The organism is Paenibacillus chitinolyticus NBRC 15660 (genome assembly GCF_000739915.1).
Classification (GTDB): Bacteria; Bacillota; Bacilli; order Paenibacillales; family NBRC-103111; genus Paenibacillus_F; species Paenibacillus_F chitinolyticus.
Map to the genome: position 1 here is coordinate 207,600 of NZ_BBJT01000005.1, position 18,590 is coordinate 226,189.

Annotated in this window: 15 protein-coding genes; 4 read left to right on the forward strand and 11 right to left on the reverse strand. The window is 50.9% G+C overall.

The window, feature by feature from the left end:
• Positions 1 to 22 precede the first annotated feature (22 nt).
• The 5 genes from PCH01S_RS14220 to PCH01S_RS14240 all read right to left on the reverse strand — a co-directional run bounded on the left by PCH01S_RS14220 (position 23) and on the right by PCH01S_RS14240 (position 6,580).
• Positions 23 to 1,648, reverse strand: coding sequence for a response regulator (locus PCH01S_RS14220; protein ID WP_084706602.1), 1,626 nt, complete (start codon positions 1,646 to 1,648; stop codon positions 23 to 25).
• Positions 1,618 to 3,396, reverse strand: a complete 1,779-nt coding sequence (locus tag PCH01S_RS14225; protein WP_241688726.1) for a cache domain-containing sensor histidine kinase — start codon at positions 3,394 to 3,396, stop codon at positions 1,618 to 1,620. The genes PCH01S_RS14220 and PCH01S_RS14225 overlap by 31 nt, the downstream gene beginning before the upstream one ends.
• A 20-nt stretch (positions 3,397 to 3,416) precedes the next feature.
• Positions 3,417 to 4,259, reverse strand: coding sequence for a carbohydrate ABC transporter permease (locus PCH01S_RS14230; protein ID WP_042230319.1), 843 nt, complete (start codon positions 4,257 to 4,259; stop codon positions 3,417 to 3,419).
• A 1-nt stretch (position 4,260) separates the two neighbouring features.
• A complete protein-coding gene (locus PCH01S_RS14235) occupies positions 4,261 to 5,148 on the reverse strand; it encodes a carbohydrate ABC transporter permease (protein ID WP_042230321.1) in 888 nt (295 codons plus the stop codon).
• A 100-nt stretch (positions 5,149 to 5,248) separates the two neighbouring features.
• Complete coding sequence (locus tag PCH01S_RS14240) at positions 5,249 to 6,580, reverse strand: ABC transporter substrate-binding protein (protein WP_042230323.1); 1,332 nt, start codon at positions 6,578 to 6,580, stop codon at positions 5,249 to 5,251.
• A 364-nt stretch (positions 6,581 to 6,944) separates the two neighbouring features.
• Between PCH01S_RS14240 and PCH01S_RS14245 the strand changes: the two genes are divergently transcribed.
• The 3 genes from PCH01S_RS14245 to PCH01S_RS14255 are packed head-to-tail and all read left to right on the forward strand — an operon-like array spanning position 6,945 to position 10,134.
• On the forward strand, positions 6,945 to 7,889 hold the full coding sequence (locus PCH01S_RS14245) for a carbohydrate ABC transporter permease (protein WP_053228714.1): 945 nt from the start codon (positions 6,945 to 6,947) through the stop codon (positions 7,887 to 7,889).
• The gene (locus PCH01S_RS14250) at positions 7,886 to 8,707 is read left to right on the forward strand and encodes a carbohydrate ABC transporter permease (RefSeq protein ID WP_042230324.1); all 822 of its coding nucleotides are present in this window, start codon (positions 7,886 to 7,888) and stop codon (positions 8,705 to 8,707) included. Before PCH01S_RS14245 ends, PCH01S_RS14250 begins: the two co-directional genes overlap by 4 nt.
• 44 nt (positions 8,708 to 8,751) lie before the next feature.
• On the forward strand, positions 8,752 to 10,134 hold the full coding sequence (locus PCH01S_RS14255) for an ABC transporter substrate-binding protein (RefSeq protein ID WP_042230327.1): 1,383 nt from the start codon (positions 8,752 to 8,754) through the stop codon (positions 10,132 to 10,134).
• Between the two features lie 114 nt (positions 10,135 to 10,248).
• On the opposite strand, the gene PCH01S_RS14260 is transcribed toward PCH01S_RS14255, so the two are convergent.
• The 5 genes from PCH01S_RS14260 to pdhA form a co-directional block, all read right to left on the reverse strand.
• Complete coding sequence (locus PCH01S_RS14260; protein ID WP_084706603.1) at positions 10,249 to 11,229, reverse strand: diguanylate cyclase; 981 nt, start codon at positions 11,227 to 11,229, stop codon at positions 10,249 to 10,251.
• Between the two features lie 254 nt (positions 11,230 to 11,483).
• The gene (gene lpdA, locus PCH01S_RS14265; RefSeq protein WP_042230331.1) at positions 11,484 to 12,899 is read right to left on the reverse strand and encodes a dihydrolipoyl dehydrogenase; all 1,416 of its coding nucleotides are present in this window, start codon (positions 12,897 to 12,899) and stop codon (positions 11,484 to 11,486) included.
• Between the two features lie 4 nt (positions 12,900 to 12,903).
• Positions 12,904 to 14,244 (reverse strand): dihydrolipoamide acetyltransferase family protein, encoded by a 1,341-nt coding sequence (locus PCH01S_RS14270; protein WP_042230333.1) that lies wholly within the window; start codon positions 14,242 to 14,244, stop codon positions 12,904 to 12,906.
• 51 nt (positions 14,245 to 14,295) lie between these two features.
• Positions 14,296 to 15,276 (reverse strand): alpha-ketoacid dehydrogenase subunit beta, encoded by a 981-nt coding sequence (locus PCH01S_RS14275; RefSeq protein ID WP_009673352.1) that lies wholly within the window; start codon positions 15,274 to 15,276, stop codon positions 14,296 to 14,298.
• A gap of 140 nt (positions 15,277 to 15,416) precedes the next feature.
• Positions 15,417 to 16,484: a pyruvate dehydrogenase (acetyl-transferring) E1 component subunit alpha gene (pdhA, locus tag PCH01S_RS14280; RefSeq protein ID WP_042230335.1), complete on the reverse strand. Its 1,068-nt coding sequence runs from the start codon at positions 16,482 to 16,484 to the stop codon at positions 15,417 to 15,419.
• 229 nt (positions 16,485 to 16,713) lie between these two features.
• On the opposite strand from pdhA, the gene PCH01S_RS14285 reads away from it, so the two are divergent.
• Positions 16,714 to 17,442 carry an alpha/beta hydrolase gene (locus PCH01S_RS14285; RefSeq protein ID WP_042230336.1) on the forward strand — a complete coding sequence of 243 codons (729 nt, stop codon included), beginning with the start codon at positions 16,714 to 16,716 and terminating at the stop codon, positions 17,440 to 17,442.
• A gap of 90 nt (positions 17,443 to 17,532) precedes the next feature.
• On the opposite strand, the gene PCH01S_RS14290 is transcribed toward PCH01S_RS14285, so the two are convergent.
• Positions 17,533 to 18,357, reverse strand: a complete 825-nt coding sequence (locus PCH01S_RS14290; protein WP_042230339.1) for a lipoate--protein ligase family protein — start codon at positions 18,355 to 18,357, stop codon at positions 17,533 to 17,535.
• Between the last annotated feature and the right edge of the window lie 233 nt (positions 18,358 to 18,590).

Consider the following 18,590-nt stretch of genomic DNA (forward strand, 5'->3'; position numbering starts at 1 on the left):
CTTTTCATCCCCTATCGGTAATTTAAGCGTTTGTAATCTGTTCGCGGTATTCGGAAGGCGTCATGCCCGTAAACTTATAAAACACCCGGGTAAAATACCGGCGTTCCGCATAACCCACCTGCTTGCCAATCTGGGTAATGCTCTTGTCGCTCATGCGAAGAAGAGACTTGGCCAATTCGATCCTCTGACGAGTCAAATTTTCCAGGAAGGTCTCCCCGAAGTGCTGCTTAAACAGCAGACTGAAGTAGCTGCAGCTGATCCCGAGATGATCGGCAATTTCCTCTACGCCGAAATCGTTGGACAAGTTCTTGGCAATGTATTCTTTGGCGTTGACCATCAGCAGCTCGCTCGGCTTACGGTTCATCCCCGCATTCATGCAATCTTGAATAAGCTGATGGATCGTCGCAAGCAGATCCTTGACTCCGACACTGCGCTCCAGGTTGGACCAGAGGCCCCGTTCTTCCTCATCGGACATGATGTTGATCTCCCGCATCTCCCGGATAAGGTGGAGGACCAGAAAGTGCAAAATCTGCTCCACACGCACATAGGAATGCTCGGAAATAACCCGCAGGCTCTGATTGAGCTTTTCGAAGGTTTGCTCCATCTGCGCTTTATCCCGCCTCTTCAAGCTGGATACGATTTCTTCGACAAGCTCCCACATGGAGTTGTTCCATTCGTTCCGGCCGGGATTCACTTCTTCCAAGAGTAGAATCTGTTCGACGTTCGGAGATAGCTGAAGCGCGCGCTGAAGCTTTTTGTAAGCGTCTGCAAGCTGGAGAACGGACATGTGCTTGGGATAAATACCCAGGCTGACCGTCAGTTTAACGTGCTGCTTCACCGCCAGCTGAAGGGCATCGCTCCACCCTCTCGCCGTCCCCAGATTGAATGGCGTTTCCCTCTGATGACGGATAAGCACGCACCATTCCCCTTCCCGGGTTTGCAGAACCGAGTATAAGAGCTCATACGGCTCCAGCGCGTCCTGCAGCACATTGCGGACAGCGAAATTTTTGAGCTTGCGCTCTTTCTCGTTCCATGAACGGGAAAGCTGCGAATAATTGTCGAGGTCGATGAGCAGAAGGGTAAACTCCGTCTCTTCCAGACTGTTTTCATCCTCGAAAAAATGCCGGGTCGTCACGTTCGTATAATCAAGCAAAATATCGAACAAAAACTTCTCGTACGCCAAGTGCCTCACCCGGCTCCATCTTTTCTGCTCATCCAGCTCCGCCTTGCGCTTCTCCCGGATATCAAAAGCGACCCGCTCCACGACCGCTTCCAGCTCTTCGTAGTTGATCGGCTTCAGAATATAATCCTTAGCCCCGTATTTTAACGCCGACCGCGCATATTCAAATTCCTGAAAGCCTGTCAGCAAAATAACCTGGATATCCCTTTCCAGCTTGTTGACCTGCTCCAGCAGCGCGATTCCGTCCATCAAAGGCATGCGGATATCGCTGAGGATAAGGTCCGGCTGATGCTCCTGGACCATCTCCAGGGCCTTGACCCCGTTCGATGCGAGCGCAACGACTTCGATATCGTGCTTCTCCCAGGGAATAACGGTTTGCAGGTTGCGCAAAATATTGATTTCATCGTCCACCAATAAAGCTTTTAAGTTCATCTTCATCACCTTGCTGTCGTTTTGGGAATGATACATTTGATCTGTGTCCCTTTATTCGGCTCACTGCAAATATAGAGCCCGTAGCCATCTCCGTAATGAATCCGCAGACGGTCGGCTACATTGAGTACACCTAATCCTACCCTTGGTTCATTCGTATCGAGGCTAGGATTCTTTTTCCGGTATTGGAACCTGACAAGAACGTCCTCGGGGATGCCGATGCCATTATCTTCAACCCACAAAATAATGTGATCCCCGCCGTCTTCAACACGAATGGTAATAATCCCCTGGTACGTAATCCCTTCGAATCCGTGCTGAATACTGTTTTCAACAAGCGGCTGCAGCGTCAGTTTAAGAATAGAGTGATTTTCCAGCTCTCTCGGAAGGTGAATCTCGAAATCAAACAATTCTTCGAAACGATACTTCTGAATTTCCATGTAATTTTTCAAATAGTCGATTTCCAGACCGAGCGCAATTTCTTCCTTATGGTGGAATGAAATCCGTAAGATCGTGCCCAGCCTGTAGACGAGCTGGCTGACCTTTTTCCCTTGGTTTTGTACGGCAAGCGCATTAATCGACTCCAGCGTATTAAACAGGAAGTGAGGCTTAATCTGCGCCTGCAGCAAGGAAAGCTCCGCTTTGTTCTTGTGCTCCTGCTCCTGCTTGACCTCTTCCACGAGGTCGTGGATACGGGACACCAGGCTGTTAAAGCCTCTGGAGAGGATGGTCATTTCGTCGTTGCCCTGTACCTTAACCCGGACATCCAAGTCTCCCCGCTCCACCTGCTTCATGGAGCTGACGATCCGGATGATGACCCGGATATACCGGTTGACGAACAACAGGTTAAAGAGAAGGGCGGATATGAGGAACAGGAACATGATCGTTCCGACCCATTTCAGAATAACAGACATTTCGCCGGACAAATAATCCCAAGGAGTAACCGATACGAGCGCCCACTTGGGGGTTCCGTATTTTTCCAACCCTATATCATATACGGTTACCAAACTCTCTATGCCGTCGAATTTGATTCTGGAAGTGGCGTAAGTCTCCGTCAAATCCACTTTTTGAGATAAAAATTTATTTAAATTGGAGCCATTTGTAAGCTTACGGTTGTCGTACAAAATAACCCCTTGCTCGTTTACTAACAGAAAGTGGCTGTTCTTTTGATTATAGAAATTGAAAATTTTATCCATTTCTTTAAAGTCAAATTGAAGAAACATAGTTCCAATTCTACCGGAACCGGGAGTTTCATAATAATTGACTGTGCGGACCTGGCTGAACAAATTGTTGTCTCCGGTCAATTCCGGATTTTCATAAGGCCCGATCCATCGGGGAAATCCGTTCAAATTCTTGACTTCTTCATAAATCGGATGATCTTTTAACGTTTTAAAAGGAATCGGCGTAAATGGAATAACACCGCTTGAGTAATTTTCTCCATATAAATTGTATACGGAAAAAGTCCCAAGCGGCTCATAGGTAAGAAATATTTTTCTTAAGCTATTCGTTACATTATTCAGTTGTTCGTCGGACGGCGGGTTTTCGTTTAACTCAACGAGCTGGGATTGTAAATTGTCCCCCAGCATCCAATAATCCGAATAATAGTTCGCTTCCTTAAAAAGGCTTGCAATGTTACGGCCGATCGACTTAATGGTCAGCTCGGATTGTTCCATGTATTTCTCTTGGGTAATGTCCTGAAAAATCATATAGGTGAAAATCGAAATAGATAATAAGGGAATAATGATGAATCCCATGAAAGCCAGAAATACTTTTTTTCGTAAGTTCATCATTACTCCCATGTCCTTTCAACTTAACCCTTGACGCTACCTGCAGCCAAGCCTTCGATAATCTTTTCTTGTAGTATAGCATAGATGACAACGACCGGCACGATACTAAACATAGTCGCCGCCAGGAGAGCGCCGTAGTTCATCGCCATTCCGTTGTTCATTGCCGCCATCGCTACAGGCAGCGTTCTCAGCGCTTCTTTGGACAGCATCACGTTAGCGAGAACGTACTCGTTCCAGTGACCGAGGAAGTTGATGATAAACACGGTCACGATGGCAGGTGTCATGAGCGGCAAAACGATTTTCCAGAACAGTCCGTAAATCGTCAGACCGTCCATAACTCCGGCTTCTTCAAGCTCTCTCGGAAGAGATTTGATGAAAGCCATAATAATGATAATGGAGAGAGACAGACCGAATGCGATGTAAGGCAGGATCAAAGCAAGGTGTGTATCGTACAGCGGAATATGCAGGTCGTTTGTAACGTTCAAAATGAAACGGTACAGCGGGATGAGCAGAGAACCCGCCGGAATCATGATGGCTAGAAGAAATACCCCGGTCACGATTTTATTCATTTTCGGGAAGTACATCCGCGTCAGCGCGTAAGCCGTCATGCTTGCGAGCACAATCGTCACGACACTGGCCACAACGGAAATATATAAGCTGTTGACGAAATACCGGCCGATGTTCGCGCTGGTCCATGCGTTCGCATAGTTATCCAGCGTAAAGTTTTTGATTAAAGAGAAAGGACTCGCGACGATATCAACATGCCTTTTGAATGAGTTTTGAAAACCCCAGAACAAAGGATACAAGGTTACAAAAACGTATAGCAGAAGAAAGGCATGGAGAAATCCATTTTTCAATTTGGACATATCAGTTCTCCACATCCTCTAATTTTTTTGTAAGCAGGTTGCTGAGCAGCGTAATAATTAAGGTGAAGACGAAGATCAGGATCGCAATTGTATTCGCGTAACCGTAATTTCCTGTCGTCATACCCACTTTATACATGTAAGAGGCCATAACTTCCGTGCTTCCGTACGGTCCGCCTTTGGTCATAACCATGACGATATCCATCGCTTTCATCGCACCCGTGATAGACAACAGGACGATAACCGCGAGGATCGGACGGATCAAAGGAACCGTAATGAGAAGCGCGCGCTGAAACCCGGTGGCTCCATCGATTTCGGCAGCCTCGTAGACTTCTTTGGAAATTCCGAAGATTGCAGCCAGGACGAGAACGATATAAAATCCGGTCCACTGCCAAGCATTCGTCAGAAGAATGGAAAGCATAGCTGTGCTTTCGTCAGCCAGCCACAAATGGATCAATTTATCCAACCCGATCGACTCAAGCAGCTTGTTCAGCAAACCTACTGTCGGGTCAAATACGACAACAGTCCACAGTACCCCTACGACGGCAGTCGACAAAATACTCGGCAAGAAAACGGTCGTTTTATAAAAACCGCGTAATTTTCTGACTTCCGAGATTAAAACCGAAAAAATGACGATAATCGGAACTTGAATAAAGACGGAAAACAAAATAAAGTATAGGTTGTTTTTGACCGAAATCCAGAAATTCTTATCGTTAAAAGCTTCTTTAAAATTATCCAATCCGTTAAAAACAGGTGCAGTCAGACCATCCCAGCTAGTAAACCCGTATCTGAATGTTGTAAGAAGCGGGAACATATAAAATGTCAAGTAGAAAAACAGGGTTGGAATAATGAACACCAGGTATGCTAGAGGATTTCGATAAACCTTGTTCATAGCAGCCTCCATCCTTCACACTATGCGAATAAGAACGGGTACCACGTGATGTGATACCCGTTATTTTTTTATCTGCTTATTTTAGATTATGTTACTAATCTTACTTTGCAGTCTTTTTATTTTCTGCTTCTTGGGATTTTTGAACTTCAGCCAGCAGGTCCTGAACGGATTTTTTACCGCCGACGAAAGCTTGAATTCCGGATTCAAGATCAAGCTTCACTTTAGGCTGGATCATGGAGTCGAAAGCCGGGAATGTTTTCTTGCCTTCGGAAGCTTTCAGCATTTCGGCAATGATCGGCTTGTCGCCAGTGGAGCTAAGCTTCATGGACGGGAAGAATCCTTCTTCTTTCAGCTGACGAAGTTGATATTTTTCGGTGAAGAAGACTTTGATGTATTCTTTTACCACTTTTTTCTCGTTTTCGTTCAGCTTAGCGGAGAAACCGAAGCCGTTGGAGTACGAACCGTTGATCAGATCGTTACCTTTGCCGCCTTCTACAGTCGGGAAGTTGAAGAAGCCGAGGTCAGCAGCTATTTTCGATTGATCCGGGTTGGAGTACTTCTGGTTCGCCCAGCCGCCGTCGAAGATCATAGCGGTTTCGCCGTTAGCGAAACGGTCTTGCGTTTGGGAATATTTCAGCGCAAGAGCATCTTTGTTGAAGTAGCCTTTGTCGATCAGGTCTTTAAACATTGTGTGGCCTTTGACGAAAGCTTCGTCGGTCCACTTGCTTTGGCCGGGTTGCAGGCCGTCTACGACAGATTGACCGCCGACACGTACATACAGGGTGTTAGGCAGCATGTTCAGTACCCAAGCTTCGTTACCGCCAAGCGCCATCGGCGTGATGCCTTTAGCTTTGAACGTTTCGCAAGCCTTCAGGAACTCTTCGTAAGTTTTCGGAACTTCTACGCCGTTGTCTTTGAAGATTTTCTTGTTGTAGAACATGCCTTCCAGGTAACCGGCGATCGGAAGACCGTAAACTTTGCCGTCAACCGTGAACTCGGAAAGGTCAACGAATTTGTCTTTCAGGCCAAGTTCGTCAAGGATCGGCGTCAGGTCAAGCAGGTTGTTTGTTTTCGCATAGTTCTTTGTATCCGTACCACCGAAAAGTTCGAAAATTTTTGGAGGGTTACCGGCGGCCATTTCGGCTTTCAGCTTCGTATCGCGGTTAACAACTTCGTCCACGCCTTCGGATTCGAATTTCAGGCCGGGGATGTTAGCTTCAACTTCTTTAAGAGCATCCTCAAACATAGCCTTTCTTTTCTTGGCTGTATCTTTGATTTGCGTATGACGGTAAGAAACGGTAAATTCTTTCGGTGCAGCGCTTCCAGTTGGAGTTGTTGTCGCTCCAGTGCTTCCTCCATCTTTGCCACAAGCGGAAAGAACGGTTGTCAGTCCCACGGCTACTGCCATGATTGTCACCAGTTTCTTTTTCATGTGTAGACCTCCCCAAAACGTTTGAATTTGTGTCTTACAAGTTTGATTATAGGGACGTTGCCCTTCTTACGGCAGGTCCTCATTTCAACAATACAGGGATAAAATCCTCTCACCAGAAGGGGAAAATAGTGGGCCCTTAGTCCTTAATCCTATTTATAGAAATTAAGGACTCATTTTACATTTTATAAGGAAGTAATCCAACTGAAACTCTAGGTCTTCTCCCTTTCTCCTTTCTTATTCCCCTCCTTGATTCGACAGGTTTAGCGCCGCCCGGCCGGTTTTACAAAACCTTCAAGCCCAATTGATCTGAGCAAAATAGTCCGTACGTACACTTAACTCTGAAAGAGAGGGGGATAAAAAATCGATGAATACCGTCGATGAATCATTGCCAATCCCGGTCGGAAACGCGAGGAGCATCCGGACCGCTTCCTGGTGGAACCGCGTCCGGGAAGCGGGGATCGGTTATTTATTCCTGCTGCCGTCACTCGCAGGGTTCGGGATTTTTTTGTTTTACCCGTTCTTCCAATCCTTGTATTTAAGCGTACACAGTACGAATCTCCGGGGGAAAATCGCCGAATATGTCGGCTTCGAGAACTACCGGGAACTGCTTACCTCGGAGAAATTTTATCATAGCCTGGGCGTTACGGCCCAGTTCGCTCTGCTGACGATCCCGACAACGATCGCCGCGGCTCTGCTCCTTGCCGCACTGACACACAGAGGGCTGAAGGGCAAGAGAGTCTACCAGTTCATTTTTTCCCTGCCGATGGCCCTATCGGTCGGCACCGCTTCCGTGATCTGGGCTTTGCTCTTTCATCCGACCGCCGGCATGCTCAACTACTGGCTCGGCCTGCTCGGTCAGGCGCCGGTCGCTTGGCTTTCCGACCCGAGCTGGGCGCTCATCTCGGTCTCGCTGATGACCGTGTGGATGAATCTCGGCTTCGCCTATATCGTCCTGCTCAGCGGGCTGCAGAGCGTACCGGAGGATATGTACGACAGCGCCAAAATCGACGGCGCGGGTCCGATGCGGACGTTCTTTAGAATCGTCCTGCCCCTCGTCTCCCCCACCCTGTTCTTTGTAGGAGTGGTTTCCCTGATCGGGGCTTTTCAGTCTTTTGGCCAAATCCAGATTTTAACCAAAGGCGGTCCCATGGATACGACCAATGTCATGGTCTACTCCCTCTACCAGGAGGCGTTTGTCAATTTCCGCTTCGGCTCCGGCAGCGCGCAGGCCATACTTTTATTCGTGATCGTCCTGTTCTTCACCTTCGTGCAGTTCGGCGTTCTGGAAAGGAAAGTGCACTACTCATGATCCGGTCCTTACAAAAAACGGCCGTCTACGTATTTCTGACCACGGCTGCCGCACTCGTTCTCTACCCGCTGTTCTTTACGTATGCGTCCACGTTTATGACAGCCGGAGAAGCCGGCCAATTTCCGCCGCCCTTACTTCCCGAAAGCCTGTACTTGGGCAATCTGAAGAAGGTGATGGAGCTTGTGCCGATCGGGGCTTTTCTGACCAACAGTTTCACCGTCTCTCTGCTTATTATGGCGGGGCAGTTGTTTACGGCAAGCCTGGCAGCTTATGCGTTCGCTTTCGTCCGTTTTCCGGGCAAAAAGTTCGTGTTCCTGCTGTTTCTGAGCACCATGATGATCCCCTGGGAAGTGACGATGATTCCCAATTACCTGACGATCCGCAGCTGGGGATGGACCGATACTTATGCGGCGCTTGTCGTCCCATTCCTTGCGACGGGGTTCGGAACGTTTATGCTGCGCCAGTTTTTCATGCAGCTTCCGGGCGAGCTGTTCGAAGCCGCCAAGATCGACGGCTGCGGACATATCCGATGCTTTTTCTCTATCGCGTTCCCGCTGTCAAAGCCCGGTCTGGCTACCTTGGGCGTATATAGTTTTCTCAGCGCCTGGAACAGCTATCTCTGGCCGCTGCTCGTCACGAACGATCCCGCGAAACGCACCGTGCAAATCGGCATCTCCATGCTCCAGTTCGAAGAGTTCACGTCATGGAACCTGGTGCTCGCAGGAGTCGCGCTCGTTCTTCTTCCTTCTCTGCTTCTGCTCGTGCTCGGGCTTAAGCAGCTCGTCCGCGGCCTCACGGTAGGGGCCGTCAAAGGCTAACCGTTTATCCACCATTTTGATTGATAAAAGGAGAGACATTCCACATGTTTTCGTACAAACCGTCCCACCGCACTTCCGTAATGGCTATGCTTCTGGCTTCCGCTCTGCTCATGCAGGCTTGCGGCGGCGCAAACGAAACCGCTCAATCTTCCAACAAAGAAACAACGGGGTCTTCCGCAAAAGAAAACGCAGCCTCTCCGGTAAAAATCACCTTCTGGCATTCCATGAGCGGCGAGCTCGGGACAGTGACGGATAAGCTGATTTCCGACTTTAACGCTTCCCAGAAAAATGTTCAGGTAGAAGGCATTTTCCAGGGAACTTATGACGAAAGCCTGAACAAAATGAAAGCGTCCATGGATTCCAAAAGCGGACCGTCGCTTATTCAGGTTTATGAAATCGGAAGCCGTTATATGATCGACTCGAAAGCCATTACGCCCGTACAAAAGTTCATCGATGCCGATAAATACGATCTCTCCCAACTGGAAGAAAACATTACCCAGTACTACACCATCGGCGGCAAGCTGAATTCCATGCCTTTCAATACGTCTAATCCGATCCTCTACTACAACAAAGATATGTTCAAAGCCGCCGGTCTCGACCTGGAAAAGCCTCCTGTCACCTTCGATGAAATCACCAAAGCGGCACAGGCTCTTTCCAAGGACGGTAAAGCGGGTGCGTCGTTCGCCATTTACGGCTGGTTTATGGAGCAGTTTTTCGCCAAACAAGGAGCTGAATATGTCAACAACGGCAACGGACGCACGGCTCCCGCGACGGAATCCTATGTAAACAAAGAAGCTGGCCTCAAAGCCTTAACGTGGTGGAAATCTATGGTCGACAACAAAACCGCGCTTAACCTCGGACGTAAAACCGACGACACCAAAAAAGCTTTCGCGGCGGGACAAATCGCCATGATGCTCGATTCCACCGCCTCCCTGAAAGGCATCGTCTCCACGGCGGAGGGCAAGTTCCAGGTAGGCACGGCTCCCCTGCCGAAACCGGCGGACGCCGCAGAAGGCGGAGTTGTCGTAGGCGGCGCCAGCCTTTATATTACGAACAACAAATCGGAAGCCGAACAGAAAGGGGCTTGGGAGTTCATCAAATTCCTGACCTCCCCTCAATCCCAGGCTTACTGGCATGTGAATACCGGCTACTTCCCGATCACGAAAAAAGCCTATGACGAGCAAATCGTTAAAGATAACCTCGTTAAATACCCGCAGTTTAAAACAGCGGTCGACCAGTTGCACGGAAGCAAGGCCAATACGGCCACACAAGGCGCTGTAATGGGCGTATTCCCGGAAGCCAGACAAATCGTCGAGGGAGCCATTGAAGAAGCCCTGAACGGCAAGAAAACGCCTCAGGCCGCTCTGGATGAAGCCGCCAAGTCGATTACGGAAAAGATCGGCAAATACAATCAGACGGTTAAATAATTTAAAAGCGGGATAGAAGCGGACAGGATAACAAGTTGAACCTGCCGTCCCGGCAAAAAAGAGCACAGCCCCGCGGGGCCGTGCTCTTTTTGTGTTCTTGCATCCGTGTGGCGCTCAAGCAACTTGATTGCGCCCGTTGTGCTTCGCGCGGTACAGCGCTTTATCCGCTTCCTCGATCAGAAGATCGGGTGAAACCTGCGGAAAAGTAGCCGCTCCGATCGAGATCGTCAGGCGGATCGCCTTTCCGTCTCCGAGCAGGAAAGAATGACGCTCTACTCTGGAACGGATCTGTTCCGCATAGTGCAGAGCTTCTTTACGGCCGCAGTCCGGAAGCAGGACGGCAAATTCTTCCCCGCCGGTCCGGCACACTTCATCCATCCTGCGGGATGAATCTCTCAGCAGCACCCCGATCTGCTGGAGAACCGCATCCCCTGCAGGATGACCGTACGTATCGTTGATTTTTTTAAAATAATCGATATCCAGCGTCAGCAGGGACAGTTCCTCCTGTTTACGATCCGCCGCTTGAACGAGCTCGTTAAAGAGCCTGTCGAAGGTGCGGTGATTGTTCAGGCCCGTCAAAAAATCGACATGCGACGCTTCTTTCATCAGCAGAAAAAGCTGATGGGCTCTCACGATGTAATCGACCATGTATCCGATAAAAAATCCGCCTACCGCCAGTGTGCCGAGAATAACCGGCATGATCGGCAGGCTCGTCGTGCCTATGGCGGAAAATATAGCGGCTCCGGTCGTGACCAGGACGACCGCCATCATTTTCGTCCAGCGAGACCAGTACCGCTTGTCGGCACTTCTTAACACGAGGCCTCCGGCAAGAGCGATAAAAAGTACATTCGCCGCGCCGATGAAGGCGGACAAGTTGGGACCGCCGAACAAGGCGATGCGCGCCGCGGCAATGAGAACGGCGGCGATAAAGCCGGAATAAATGCCTCCGAAATGTACGGCCAGCAAGACGGCGTACCCCCGGAAATCAACGATGGTCTGGGGGGCGATCGGAATGCTGAAATACATTAAGACGATTCCGAACGCACCTGTTGCCAGACCGGTTTTTATCCGTGTCCATGGCTTCGTGAAATCCAACCGTTCATCTTTGTAGAGCTGACTAACGGCGAACAGAAAAGCAAGCAGGAGAGCAAAATTGACGATTAGTTCCTTTACGATGTAGAGGCACCTCCATAGAGGTTTGACTCAACTTTATAAGCCAGTGTACCTATTATTTGTTGTTTTTTTAATACTGCGGACCTAGTTCAAATTCCTGTAAAAAAAGACATGCGTCAGAGAATTATCTCCGGCGCATGTCTAATTGTGTCTATTTTAAGAAGAAATAATAGATTTTACTTGCCAAGCATATGGATCGGGTGGCCAAGCGCGCCTTCGGCAGCTTCAGCTACGATCTCGCCAAGCGTCGGGTGAGCATGGATCGTAAGCGCGATATCTTCGAGCGTAGCTCCCATTTCGATCGCCAGACCGATTTCGGCAATCAGGTTCGATGCTTCCGGACCTACGATTTGGGAACCGACAACAAGACCGGTATCCTTGTTCGCAACGATTTTAACGAAACCTTCGGTTGCGTTCAGGGAAAGAGCACGGCCGTTAGCGGCATAAGGGAACTTGCCTACGGAAACGTTCATGCCTTTCTCTTTGGCTTCGGTTTCGTTAAGGCCTACCGAAGCGATTTCCGGATCGGAGAACACTACGGCCGGGATGGCCTTGTAATCGACAACGCTAGGCTGTCCGGCAATAGCTTCCGCCGCCACTTTACCTTCGTAAGAAGCTTTGTGCGCCAGAGCCAGGCCTGGAACGATATCGCCGATAGCGAAGATGTGCGGAATGCTCGTGCGGCCCTGCTCGTCAACTTCAATCAGACCGCGGTCGGTCAGTTTCACGTTGATCAGGTCGAGGCCAAGCTCGCCGTCCGTGTTCGGACGACGTCCGACGGTTACGAGTACGTAGTCGGCCGTCACTTTCTTCTCTTCGCCTTTAACCGTAAACGTTACCGTTACGTCGTTCTCGGTTTGCTCGGAGCTTTGAGCAAGAGCTTCCGTGAACACTTCCACGTTCAGCTTGCTCAGGTTTTTGGCAACCAGGCGGGACATTTCTTTCTCGAAGCCAGGAAGAACCGTATCGGAACCTTCAAGTACCGTTACTTTCGTTCCGAATTTCGCGAAGGTTTGACCCAGCTCGATACCGATGTATCCGCCGCCGATCACGACCATGCTCTTCGGAATTTCTTTCAATTCCAGAGCTTCCGTCGAGGAAAGAATACGTCCGCCGAACGGGAACGGCTTCAGCTCGATCGGACGGGAACCGGTCGCAATGATGCAGTGCTTAAAGCGGTAACGCGGAGCTTCCTGCTCATTGAAAACACGTGCTTCGTTTTCGTTGATGAACATGACTTCGCCCTGGAACATTTGCACTTTGTTGCCTTTGAGCAGACCAGCAACGCCGCTGGTCAGCTTTTTCACAACGGAAGCTTTCCACTCTTGAGTTTTCGCGTAGTCCAGCTTAACGTTCTCCACGCTTACTCCCATTACTTCGGAATGCTGGGCCGCTTCGTACTGGTGCGCCGCGGAAATAAGAGCCTTGGAAGGGATACAGCCACGGTTCAGGCAGACGCCGCCCCACTCGGATTTATCCACGATCAGAACGCTTTTGCCAAGCTGTGCAGCGCGGATGGCAGCCACATAGCCGCCGGGACCCGCACCAATTACCAGAACGTCAATATCTAAAGAAGCATCTCCTACTACCATCGCTTTATACCTCCATCACGAGCAGCTCGGGATCGTTAAGCAGCTGCTTGATATAGTTCATGAAATTTTGAGCTGTTGCGCCGTCAACGAGACGGTGGTCGAAGCTGAGAGACAGAGCCATTACCGGAGCAATGACGATTTCGCCGTTCTTCACGACCGGCTTCTCGGAAATGCGGCCGGTGCCGAGAATGGCAACTTCCGGATAATTGATAACCGGAGTAAAGAACATGCCGCCGGCGGAGCCGATGTTGGTAATCGTGACCGTGCCGCCTTTCATTTCATGCGGAGTCAGCTTTCCGTCGCGGCCGCGTGTAGCCAGATCGCGAATGGAATCCGCAATCATCCAGATATTTTGACGGTCCGCGTGATGAATGACAGGTACGAGAAGTCCGTTGTCCGTATCGGTTGCGATACCGACGTTGAAGTATTTCTTGTACACGATTTCCTGCTTTTCTTCGTCGATCATGGCGTTCATGACCGGGAATTGGCGGCAGGCTGCCACGAGCGCTTTAACGATGAACGGCAGGTAAGTAAGCTTAACGCCTTTCTTCTCGGCAAGCGGCTTCGCTTTAGTACGGAGCGCAACGAGCTGCGTCACGTCGACTTCGTCCAGCAGCGTCACGTGAGGAGCCGTGTGCTTGGATTTCACCATAGCATTGGCGATCACTTTGCGGATGCCTTTGAACGGAATGCGCTCTTCTTCCAGCTCGCCTTGTGCCGCAGGTGCGGAGGCCGCCTTGGAAGGAGCTGCTTTCTCCTGGGACTGATCGGCTTGCGCCGCGGTTGCGGATGTGCCGCCGCCGGAAACGAAGCCTTCGATGTCTTCGCGGGTAATACGGCCGTTCTTGCCTGTGCCGGACACTTCCGCGATGTTGATGCCTTTCTCGCGCGCAAATTTGCGAACGCTAGGCGTAGCGAGAATGTCTTTAGGAGCAGCCGACGGCTTGCCGCCTTCGGATTTTTTCGCTTCTTCCGGAGCCGGAGCTGTCGGAGCGCCTTGATCTTCCTTCTTAGGAAGCTCGGTCGACGGCGCATTGGAAGGAGCCGGAGCAGCCGCTTCCGGTGAAGGAGCCGCGGCGGAGGTTTCCGATTCCGGAATCTCGCCTTCCGCGTCAATGATCATGACCACTTCGCCGACGTGGCAAACCTGGCCTTCCTTGATCAGCACTTCCTGAATCTGGCCGTTAACCGGGCAAGGAACTTCCACGACTGCTTTGTCGTTCTGAACTTCCATCAGAATCGTATCGTCATCAACCTTGTCGCCCGCTTTAACATTGACTTTGACAATCTCGCCTTCATGAATGCCTTCGCCAAGTTCCGGGAACTTATATTCAAAACGTGCCAAGAAGAACAACCTCCCATATTAAGTAGTAAAATCGTGGAGCCGCAGGCAGGATTAGAAATCCAGCACTTGGTTCAGCCCGTCGATAATGCGGGCAGGTGTCGGAAGCCACTGATCTTCGATTTGAGCAAACGGATAAACCGTATCCGGAGCGGCAACGCGGAGAACCGGCGCTTCCAGATGCAGAATAGCCTTTTCGTTGATTTGTGCGATGATTTCGGCAGCAGCACCCGACGTTTTCTGTGCTTCCTGCACCACAATGGCACGGTTGGTTTTCTTGATGGATTCGACAATAGTGTCGATGTCCAAAGGCATCAGAGTACGGACGTCGATAACTTCCACTTTTACGCCGCGGGTTTTCTCGATCTCTTCCGCAGCTTTCAGGGAAGTGTGAACCATGGCGCCGTAAGTGATGATCGTAGCATCGGAACCTTCGCGAACGACGTTCGCTTTGCCCAGCTCTACCGTGTACTCGCCTTCCGGAACTTCTTGACGGAAAGAACGGTACAAGTTCAGGTGTTCCATGAAGAATACCGGATCGTTGTCGCGGATCGCCGCGATCATAAGACCTTTCGCATCGTACGGGTTGGAAGGAATTACTACTTTAATACCCGGTGTCTGGATCATCAAACCTTCCAGGGAGTCCGTGTGAAGCTCGGCTGCCTTAACGCCGCCGCCGAAAGGCGTACGGAATACGATCGGAGCCTGGTAGCTGCCGCCGGAACGGTAGCGCATACGGGCTGCCTGTACAGCCATTTGGTCCAGCGCTTCATAAATGAAGCCCACGAACTGGATTTCCGCGATCGGACGGAAGCCCTGAGTCGCCATCCCTACCGCCAGACCGCCGATAGCGGATTCGGCCAGCGGAGTATCGAATACCCGATCCTCGCCGAATTCTTTCTGGAGTCCTTCCGTTGCACGGAACACGCCGCCCACGTGGCCTACGTCTTCACCGAACAACACAACGTTCTTATCTCTTGCAAGCTCTACGCGCATAGCGTCTTGAATCGCCTGAATCATCGTCATTTGTGCCATGACATCTACTGCCTCCCATATCGTTCTTCTATCAGAGAACACGGCCTTAGACCGGAATATTTAGTGTGAAAAAGGCTGGCGGCCATCCAAAGAGGCCGCTGACCGTCTGCTGGTTAAGTCTGGTGCGTCCGCAGTTTCGCTTAGGAGAACTGCGCTTTTTGCTCTTCCAGGTGCTTCGGAGTCGTTTCGAACATGGAATCGATCAGGCCCGCTACCGTCATTTTCTCGGTTTGCTCGGCTTTTTTGATTTGTTCCGCTACAGTCGCTTTCGCTTCCTCTTTCACTTTCGCTTCTTCTTCCTCGCTCCAGAGGCCCTTCTGTGTCAGGTAAGTACGGAAGCGTACGATCGGATCTTTAGGCGCCCATTCGCCTTCTTCGTCCTTCGTACGGTATTTCGTCGTATCGTCCGCCATGGAGTGCGGCTTGAAACGGTAAGTAAGGGATTCGATCAGAGTAGGGCCTCCGCCGTTGCGGGCGATTTCTGCCGCTTCGGATACGGCCGCGTAAACGGCCAGAACGTCCATGCCGTCAACCTGTACGCCGCGGATACCCGCTGCCAGCGCCTTGTGGGCGATGGATTGCGCGGCGGTCTGCTTGGAATACGGAGTCGTGATCGCATAGCCGTTGTTCTGTACCATGTAAATAACCGGAAGCTTGAACGCTCCGCCGAAGTTAAGGCCTTCGTAGAAATCGCCCTCGGAGCTTCCGCCGTCGCCGGTGTACGTAATGGCAACGCGCTTCTCGCCTTTCTTCTTGAACGCCATACCGATGCCGGTAGCGTGCAGGATTTGAGCGCCAATGATGATTTGCGGCATCAGGACGTTCACATCCTCAGGCACTTGACCGCCGTGCTGGTGGCCGCGGGAGTACAAGAACGCCTGGTACATCGGCAGGCCGTGCCATACGATTTGCGGCATATCACGGTAGCCCGGGCAAACGAAGTCTTCTTTGTTCAGCGCGAATTCGCTGCCGATCATCGAAGCTTCCTGTCCGGAAACCGGCGCGTAGAAGCCAAGACGTCCTTGACGTCCCAGATTGATCGCGCGTTCGTCCCAAACGCGTGTAAATACCATGCGGCGCATCAGTTCTTTCAACTGATCGTCACTAAGTTTCGGCATTTTCTCTTCGTTAACCACGGTTCCGTCGGGCCCGATAATCGTCAAGGGCTGTACTTGCTCGGAACTTACTTCATACAACGGCTTGCTCATGTGATTGTCACCTCATCTATGATTTTCATGCCATGAAAAAGACTTTCTGTTATACTAATTATTATAAACCTGTTTCGTATGGAATATCAACAGGTAACTTGCTGTAATAACGCCCGTATATCGATTTGGGATAGTACAGTTGCTTTATATATATAATACAGATCAACAAAACCTTTACACTATTATAATACAACCTCCCCTTTAAAGGAGTAAAGAAAGGACGCTCGTTATGACCGATTCCAGACTGTATAAACGAACCATTGTAAAAGAGGAGATCAGCTCCAAACACCTTGATTCGACACGTTCCTTGCGCATTTTCCTGCCTCCGGGTTACAACGAAGTGTTGTCGTACCCGGTCATTTACTGTCAGGACGGAGAGGAATTTTTTAACTTCGGCCGGATAGCGACCACCATGACCGCAGGCATTCTCGACCACGGTTGGGAGCCGGCCATTATCGTCGGCGTCGATGTGAACGTCAAGATCCGGACCTCGGAGTACTCCCCGGACGGCGAAAATCATGAAGCCTATATCCGTTTTTTTGCGGAAGAGATGCTCCCCTTCGTTGAATCGAAGTATGCCGTGCGTGCGGATAAAAGCGAACGCATCTTGGCCGGAGACTCCCTCGGAGGCACGGTTTCTCTGCATCTTGCCCTAACTTATCCTCACCTCTTTGCGAGAGTTGTATCCCTGTCCGGCGCATTTTTGGAACCGACCCGCAGCCGTCTGCAGTCCGAGGGGGATCTTTCCTGGCTGGAGCTGTACATGCTGATCGGCCTGGACGAGGAAGAGGTTAAGACCGAGCGCGGCACCTTTGACTTCGTGGAGGCGAACCGCCTCTCGAAAGCTCTTCTCGAACAAAAAAATGTCCGGCTCTTCTATGAAGAAAAGCCGGGTAAGCACGTGTGGGGCTTCTGGCAGAAAGAGCTTCCCGCGATTTTGGAAAAATTTTTCGGCTAACCGTCCGAATGATAAAAAAACCTCCATGTCCACGAAATTACGTGGACATGGAGGTTTTTTGTTGTGTACGGGTGGCTGGCCGGTGAAGCGTTAGTCCGCGGCCTTGAAGCCGTAACGCTCCCGCATCGTGCGCATCATCGCCGCGATGTCTTCGTCCGCAGCGAATTCCCGGTAATCCGCTGCACGCACCTGCGTCTGACGGGCGAGCCATTCGCCCGTCAAGCGGCAGAACGCGGGCGAAGTGAGCCCGGCGCCCGCGTACTCGGCGAGGCTCGTCATGCGCCCGGGCTCCACGTCCGGGTAGCTGTCCGGCGCCGCGCCCTGCCCCGCCTCGTCGTAGAACGAGCGCGCCACGGCGGCCTTCTCCGCCCCGGTGCCCTCGACGACGACGAAAGCCTGCACCGACAGCGCGCGTGCCTGCCTGCGCTGGGCGATGCCGCAGAACTTGCGCCCGCCGACGCTCAAATCGAAATCGCCGGGGCAGTAGGAGCCGGCGATTTCCCCTTTGGCGACGCCCGTATTCCAGTCTGCCAGGACACCGCCCAGAAAACGGTACATGGTTTCGAAATCATCGTGAAAATCTATTTTGCCCACAGGTTTTGGTGTAATCAAAGTTACATTCACTACTCCCGGGTCCAGCGGCACGGCCGCTCCCCCTGAATTGCGCACAATCACGGTTCTTCCTTCCTTGGCTATTCTGTCCGCCGCTTGGGGGGCATGAGGCAGCCGGCTGTCCCGGAGACCGAGTACCAGACCTTGAGGGTGCCTCCACAAATGAACGATGGGGTCGGCTCCTTCTCCCACTTTGCGGATGAGCAGCTCTTCGAGGGCAAACGGAAACAACAAATCCGCATCCAGGTCCCCGGAGCGGTCAATGAGCGTAATCTTTTCAGGTAATAACGGCAATGATTCCATTCGGCAATTCTCCTTCTGACTATCGGTCCATCCTCTGATGCGGTTCGGCGTGTCTTTTTAGCCGTTTATTTGTTTATTGTAGGGGAAAACGGGCGTCTGCCGCAAGGACGGGTTCATTTTCTTCCATCAGGATGTGAGAAGTGGCATTTTCCAAGTAGGAAATTTGTATAACTCTATCGAAGTAATACACAGCTGAACAATTGTGGAAAATAATGCCTAGGCAGACTGTCCTA